The organism is Hymenobacter actinosclerus (assembly GCF_900111515.1).
Lineage (GTDB): Bacteria > Bacteroidota > Bacteroidia > Cytophagales > Hymenobacteraceae > Hymenobacter > Hymenobacter actinosclerus.
Window position 1 is genome coordinate 1 of sequence record NZ_FOHS01000010.1, and the last position, 6,669, is coordinate 6,669.

Genomic DNA, 6,669 nt, shown 5'->3' on the forward strand with positions numbered 1-6,669 from the left:
ATCCCTAGAGGCTGTTATGGACTGGTGGCTCGGAAAACGCCTTTTGCCAGCAGGAGTGTAACGAAGGCCAGGAAGTGAAATTGCTGCATCGTCAGGGCCAGGCGTTCGTAGTCGCGGGCTAGGCGGCGGAAGCGGGCGGCCCAGCCAAAGCTGCGCTCGACGACCCAGCGGCGGGGCAGCAGCACAAAGCCGGTCTGGCCTTCGGGCTTGGCAATGACTTGTAAGTCAATGTCGTGCACGGCGGCCGCGTACTCAGCGTCTTCGCCCGTGTAGCCCTGGTCGACATAGGCTACCTGCACGGTTTGGCCCGTGACCTGCTGCACCCGCTCACAGAGCGCGTCAACCTGCCCGCGGTCGGGCTCGTTGGCCGGCGTGACGATGGCGGCCAGCAGGTGGCCCAGCGTGTCGACGGCCACATGCACCTTGCTGCCCTTGCGCCGCTTGGCCCCGTCGTAGCCGGCGCGGGCCCCGCTTTCGGGCGTGCTCTGCACCGTGCGCGAGTCCAATATGACGGCCGTGGGCTCAGCCTTTCGTCCGGCCAACACGCGGGCCAACTCGCGCAAATCGGCCATCATATGCTCAAAACAGCGGTTGTCGCGCCAGCGGGCCCACTGCTGGTACACGGCGGGCCAGGGCGGCAGGTCGTGGGGTAAGTAACGCCAGCCGCAGCCGGTTTTAACCAAGTAGCGCAGGGCATTGAAGACGGCCCGAAGGTCGTGCTGCCGTTGTGGCGCGTCTTCGCGCACCAGGGCCAGATAGGGCGCTACAAACGCCCATTCGTCATCCGTCACGTCGCTGGGATAACCATTTCGTTGTGCCATCCCCTAAATTACGCCACCAGTGCATAACAGCCTCTAGCAGCCGTTTCTCCTGGCGGGCGCGCTCAAATAACTCTTGGAATAACTCAGACATACGGTAAAAGAATAGGGGCAGCTCACACCCCAGGGTTGCAGGAAAAGCAGGCTGACACATTGAGCTAGATGCAACAGCGTTGACTAAATCGGTCAGCGTTGTTGCATCTAGCCTGAAAAGCCTGGTATGTATGACACCAAATAGGTTTATCAACTCTGCGCCAGCTTGGTCAGCACTTCCTTGGTTTTGCTGACGTGGTCGGCGGCGTTGCTCAGCGAGTTGAAGATGTACTGGATGACGCCCTGCTGGTCGATGACGAAGGTAACGCGGCCGGGCAGCAGGCCCAGCATGGCGCGAGGCACCTCGTAGATTTTGCGCAATTTACCATCGGTGTCGGCCAGCAGCGGGAAGGGCAGGCGATGCTTGTCGGCGAACTGCTGGTGCGAGGCATCCGAGTCGGAGCTGACGCCCACTACTTCGGCGCCGAGGTCCTGGAAATCCTGGTATTCGTCGCGGAACGAGCAGGCCTGGGTGGTGCAGCCGGGCGTGTTGTCGCGGGGGTAGAAGTAGAGCACTACGCTGCGCTGGCCGCGCAGGTCGCTGAGTTTGAACGTGTCGCCGCTAGCGGTGGGCAGGGAGAAATCGGGGGCTTGGTCGCCAATCTGGAGCATGGGATGGGGCCGGCTTGGGGGCCGGTTGGGGGCGCGGAGCTGCGCGGGTTCAGCCCAACAGTGGGCCGGCGCAAAAGTACGCCAAAACCGCTGATGCGCCTTTCAAATGCACCTGGCCAACCACCGGCCGGCCACCAGCCCAACCGAAGCCGGGGCATCTGTGCATCTTTGTGCCGCTGCTGCTGCCGCCGGCAGTTGGCCAGCGCCGGCCGGCCGGCCGAATCGGGCTGGCCCCCTCCCTCCTCCTCCCCCCCCGCATGCGCATCGACGTTATCATTCCCGCCTTCAACGAGGAGCAATCTATTGCCCGCGTGCTGGCCGAAATTCCGGCCGGGTTGGTGCGCGAGGTAATCGTGGTGGATAACAATTCCCACGACCAGACTGGGGCCGTGGCCGCCGCGGCCGGCGCCACCGTGCTGCGCGAGCCCCGCCCCGGCTACGGCCACGCCTGCCTGGCCGGCATGGCCCACGCCTTCGCCCGCCCCGCTGCCGAGCAGGCCGATATCATCGTGTTTCTCGACGGCGACTACTCCGACTTTCCCGCCGACATGACGGCCCTGGTGCAGCCCATTGTGCGCAACGAGGCCGATATGGTGATTGGCTCGCGGGCCCTGGGCGAGCGGCAGGCCGGCTCCATGCTGCCCCAGCAGCTGTTTGGCAACTGGCTGGCCACTACCCTGCTGCGCTGGTTCTACGGCGCCCGCTTCACCGATTTGGGTCCGTTCCGGGCAATCCGGCGCGAGGCCCTGCAACGTATCGGCATGCAGGACACCACCTACGGCTGGACGGTGGAAATGCAGCTCAAGGCCGCCAAGCTCCAACTGCGCTCCGTGGAAGTGCCCGTGCGCTACCGCCGCCGCATCGGCATCAGCAAGGTCTCGGGCACCGTGAAAGGCACCCTGGGCGCCGGATACAAGATTCTCTGGACCATTTTTCGGTATTTGTGATGGGGGTGAGGAGGTGATGGGGTGATGAGGTAAAAGGGGCGTCATTCTGAGCGGAGCGAAGAATCTCGCGTGCCATGGTAACCCTTACGTCAGGAATTACTGTGGCATGCGAGATTCTTCGCTCCGCTCAGAATGACGCCCCTTTTACCTCATCACCCCATCACCTCCTCACCCCCTCACCCCATCACCCCATCACCCCATCACCTCCTCACCCCCTAAATGCTCGCGCTGCAAGTTCTGCTCATAACGGTGTACGGCCTGTGCCTGCTGCTGCTGCTGGGGTTTAGCCTCACGCAATGGCAGCTGACGCGGCTGGCCCGGCGGGTGTACGCCGCCCCCGTGCTACCCGCCCCGCCGGCCCCCGCCGAGTGGCCGCTTGTAACGGTGCAGCTGCCGCTCTACAACGAGCAGTTTGTCGTCGAGCGCCTGATTGATGCCTGCGCCGCCCTCGATTACCCCGCCGGCCGCCTGCACGTGCAGGTGCTCGACGACTCGACCGATGAAACCGTAGCCCTGGCGGCGGCCCGCGTGCGGCACCACGCTGCCCGGGGCCTGCACATCACCCACGAGCGGCGACCCGAGCGCACCGGCTTCAAGGCCGGCGCCCTGGCCCACGGCCTCACCTGCACCGCGGGCGAGCTGGTAGCCATTTTCGACGCCGACTTCCTGCCCGAGCCCGACTTCCTGCGCCGCACCGTGCCACACTTCTTCGGACCCGGCAGCGCCCGCACCGGCGTAGTGCAAACGCGCTGGGGCCACCTCAACGAAGATTACTCGCTGCTGACCCAGCTGCAGGCATTTGGGCTGAACGCGCATTTTTTCGTGGAGCAGGTGGGCCGGCAGGCGGGCGGGCACTTTCTGAACTTCAACGGCACGGGCGGCATCTGGCGGCGCGCCTGCATCGAGGATGCCGGCGGCTGGCACGCCGACACGCTCACCGAGGACTTGGACCTGAGCTACCGGGCCCAGCTGCGCGGCTGGCACTTCCACTATCTGCCCCAGGTGGCGGCTCCTGCCGAATTGCCCATCACGATGGACGCGCTCAAGTCGCAACAGTTCCGCTGGACCAAGGGCGCGGCCGAAACGGCCCGCAAGCACCTGCGGCAGGTGTGGCGCTCGAAGCAGCCGCTAAGCACCCGTCTGCACGCCACGTTTCATCTGCTCAACAGCGCCGTGTTTCTGGCCATTCTGCTGATGGCCGTGCTGAGCGTGCCGCTGGTGTTTGTGCGGGCGCTGGGGGCCGAGCAGCTGCGGCCGGTGTTCTATCTGGCGGCATTTTTCCTGCTGGCGCTGGTGCCGCTCACGTTCTACTTCCGCACCGCCTGGCAGCAGGCAGCCCGGCAGCGGCCGGCCCCGATGGGCTTTGGGGGACAGTTGCTCTTGTTTCTGGCGTTTTCGATGGGGCTGAGTCTGCACAACAGCCGGGCGGTGATGCTGGGGCTGCTGGGCCGGCGCAGCGCCTTTATCCGCACGCCCAAGCTGGGCATGGTGGCCGCCGGGGCCGGGGGCTGGCGCGGCCGGCGCTACCGCACCAGCCGGTTGCTGGGCGGCCTCACGGTGCTCGAAGGCCTGCTAGCCGCCTACTTCCTGTTCGGCATCGGAGCCGGTTTTTACCTGCACGAATACGGCCTGTTGCCCACCCACATGCTGCTGGCTACCGGCTACGGATTAGTTTTCTATTATTCGTTACGCCATGCTTAGGAGGCGCTTGACTGCTATCGGGAGCCAGTCTACAGCCGGCCGTAAAAAGCACTCCGGTAGGTGTCGCCAACCGGAATTACGGGGGAGTTATCAGCACCGGTCTGCATGAAAATCCGGCTGCGCTCTACGGTGTGGATGTGAGCCAGCGCCACAATAAACGACTTATGCACCCGCACGAAATCTGCAGCGGGCAAGCTGGCTTCCAGACTGTTGAGCGTTTGCCGGGCAATTACTTTTTCCGTCGTTGTATGGATAAGCACGTAGTTCTGCAAGCCTTCCAGATAAAGCACCTCGGCCAGGTTGATTCGCTGCATCCGATGCTCGGTCTTCACGAATAAGTGCGGACGGGCCGGGTCGGCCGGCGCCGGGCGGAGCCGCCGCTGGGCCTTCTGGGCGGCCTGGTAGAACCGCTCGAACGGAATAGGCTTGAGCAGGTAGTCGATGACGTCGTGCTCGAACCCGGCCAGCGCATACTCGGCGTAAGCGGTGGTTAGTACGACTTGCGCACGTCGGTCCAAGGCCTGCAGAAACTGCAGGCCCGTGAGCTGCGGCATCTGGATATCGAGGAAAATGAGGTCGACGCGCCGCTCCCCCACCCAGTTTAGCGCCTCTAAGGGGTTTTCGCTGCTGCCGGCCAGCTGCAGAAAAGGCACCTTGGCCACGTAATCGGTCAGGATATCAAGCGCCAGCGGCTTGTCATCTACCAGCAGGCAGTGAATAGCATCGGTCATAAGTCGAGATGAAGGGTAACCTGAAAGTCGGTGGGCGTGTCGGTTACCGTCAGCGTGTGCCGGTTTGGGTAGAGCAGGGCCAGCCGCCGCCGCACGTTAGCCAGCCCGATGCCCCCCAGCTGGTCCTTGTGCTGCTGGTTTTTAGCATTATGCAGGCAGAGGTTCAGGGTACTGGGGCCTAGGTCGAGCTGCAGTGTCACCGGCCGCGCGGCGTCCGTCACGACGCCGTGCTTGAAGGCGTTTTCTACAAACGACACCAGTAGCATGGGCGCAATCAGTTGCCCATTCAACGGGCCCCGAAGCTGGTAATCCAGGTGCAATTTGCCCTTCGTGCCCAGGCGCTGCAGCTCAATCAGCCCGTTCAGGTAGTCCAGCTCGCGAGTCAGCAGCACCTGGTCGTGGTGGGCTTCGTGCAGCATGTAGCGCAACAACTCCGACAACTTCAGCAGGGCCCCCGGCGCATCATCGGACTTCTGGTACACCAGCGCGTAAATATCGTTGATGGTGTTGAACAAAAAGTGCGGATTCAGCTGGGAACGAAGAAAGGTCAGCTCGGCCGTGGTGTGGGCTTGCTGGGTTTCGCGCCGCCGCTGCTCGGCCAGCAGGTTGTGCCGGATAACGGCGTACAGCAGCCCGTACAGCACGTCGTCGAAATGAAACCGGATGCTGTTTTCAATAAACCACTGCGCCGTGAAAGTGGTGTTTTGCTCGTAATTATCGAAGCCGAGCAGCGGCTTGAATACATGAAATTCCAACCCGTACCGCAGCCCCGTAATGAGCAGTAGGGCCAATAGTAGCCCAGCGGCCGCCCGCACGAACGGTTGCCAGCCGAGTGTACTCGCCAGCAGGGGCCGGGCCACCAGCCACACGGGCAGGTAGAACGCGGCCGCCCTAATCAGCAGGTAGCCTAAGCTCACCAGCCAGTACGTTACCCCCGCCGTTCCGGGCGGCATAGAGGCCGGCGCGTCGTGCATCGCCACCACATCTTTTACCAGCAACAGGGCCCAGATGAGCAGGTGAACGGGCCATTCGGGCAAGGCACGCGGCCGGGCAGTACTCATTGGTTGGTCGATTCGGCGGTGGGGTATTTCTGAGCCAAGTACGCCAGAATTTCGGGGAAGAACTGCTCAAAATCCGGGTAGGTGCGCCGGCCGCTATACCGGGCCGTAATTACATCGGCAATGTCGCCGGCGTATTGAAAATCATCAACTACTTCCTGCGCATGCTGCTTGCGGGCTTCTTTGGGCGACTGGTACTGCCGCAACAGGGCAATAGTCACGCCGCGCACCAGGTTTTCATCAAAGCAGTGCGCCCAGTCGTGAATATTGTTGTGCTTCATGCCCGCGTCGGTTTTGTTGAACAGGTAGGCCAGTTTATTGATATCGGTTTTGTAGCGCTGCTGAAGGGCTTTGGTATAGATATTGGGGTGGTCCAGTAAAAACGGACAGTGCGCTAAGGTAGGTTGATTTTCAAGTCATGTTCGAATTGGTGGGGTGAGCGGTAGCCGAGGGCAGAGTGGCGACGGTCGAGGTTGAAGTAGGTGTCGAGGTAATGGGCCACTTCTAGGCGGGCTTCTTCGATCGAGGCGAAGGCGGTGCCTGGGGGCAGTAGCTCGGTTTTGAGCGTGCTCCAGCCCGCTTCGGCCTGGGCGTTATCATACGGATTACCCGGCCGGCTGAAGCTGGGCAGGGCCCCCGCTTGGGCAATGCGGGCGCGACAGGCCGCGCTGGTGTACTGGCTGCCGCGGTCGGCGTGGATGATGAGCCC

At 62.9% G+C, this 6,669-nt stretch carries 8 protein-coding genes; 2 read left to right on the top strand and 6 right to left on the bottom strand.

Annotated elements, in window-relative coordinates:
• Nucleotides 1-14: 14 nt before the first annotated feature.
• Both BMY67_RS18625 and BMY67_RS18630 read right to left on the bottom strand, forming a co-directional pair.
• Nucleotides 15-821: an IS5 family transposase gene (locus BMY67_RS18625; protein ID WP_092769703.1), complete on the bottom strand. Its 807-nt coding sequence runs from the start codon at nt 819-821 to the stop codon at nt 15-17.
• Between the two features lie 240 nt (nt 822-1,061).
• Nucleotides 1,062-1,523, bottom strand: a complete 462-nt coding sequence (locus BMY67_RS18630) for a peroxiredoxin (protein ID WP_092774299.1) — start codon at nt 1,521-1,523, stop codon at nt 1,062-1,064.
• 257 nt (nt 1,524-1,780) lie between these two features.
• Between BMY67_RS18630 and BMY67_RS18635 the strand changes: the two genes are divergently transcribed.
• Together BMY67_RS18635 and BMY67_RS18640 are read left to right on the top strand one after the other, a co-directional pair.
• Nucleotides 1,781-2,470, top strand: coding sequence for a glycosyltransferase family 2 protein (locus tag BMY67_RS18635; RefSeq protein ID WP_092774303.1), 690 nt, complete (start codon nt 1,781-1,783; stop codon nt 2,468-2,470).
• Between the two features lie 219 nt (nt 2,471-2,689).
• Entirely contained in the window at nt 2,690-4,171 is a 1,482-nt protein-coding gene (locus BMY67_RS18640; protein WP_177189937.1) for a cellulose synthase family protein, read from the top strand.
• A gap of 29 nt (nt 4,172-4,200) precedes the next feature.
• On the opposite strand, the gene BMY67_RS18645 is transcribed toward BMY67_RS18640, so the two are convergent.
• The 4 genes from BMY67_RS18645 to BMY67_RS18660 all read right to left on the bottom strand — a co-directional run.
• Nucleotides 4,201-4,902, bottom strand: a complete 702-nt coding sequence (locus tag BMY67_RS18645) for a LytR/AlgR family response regulator transcription factor (RefSeq protein ID WP_092774300.1) — start codon at nt 4,900-4,902, stop codon at nt 4,201-4,203.
• Nucleotides 4,899-5,963, bottom strand: coding sequence for a sensor histidine kinase (locus BMY67_RS18650; RefSeq protein ID WP_092774301.1), 1,065 nt, complete (start codon nt 5,961-5,963; stop codon nt 4,899-4,901). Before BMY67_RS18650 ends, BMY67_RS18645 begins: the two co-directional genes overlap by 4 nt.
• A complete protein-coding gene (locus tag BMY67_RS18655; protein ID WP_143069932.1) occupies nt 5,960-6,337 on the bottom strand; it encodes a DUF4932 domain-containing protein in 378 nt (125 codons plus the stop codon). Before BMY67_RS18655 ends, BMY67_RS18650 begins: the two co-directional genes overlap by 4 nt.
• 17 nt (nt 6,338-6,354) lie before the next feature.
• Nucleotides 6,355-6,669 (bottom strand): integrase core domain-containing protein (locus tag BMY67_RS18660; RefSeq protein WP_143069933.1); only part of this gene is annotated, 315 nt, incomplete at its 5' end.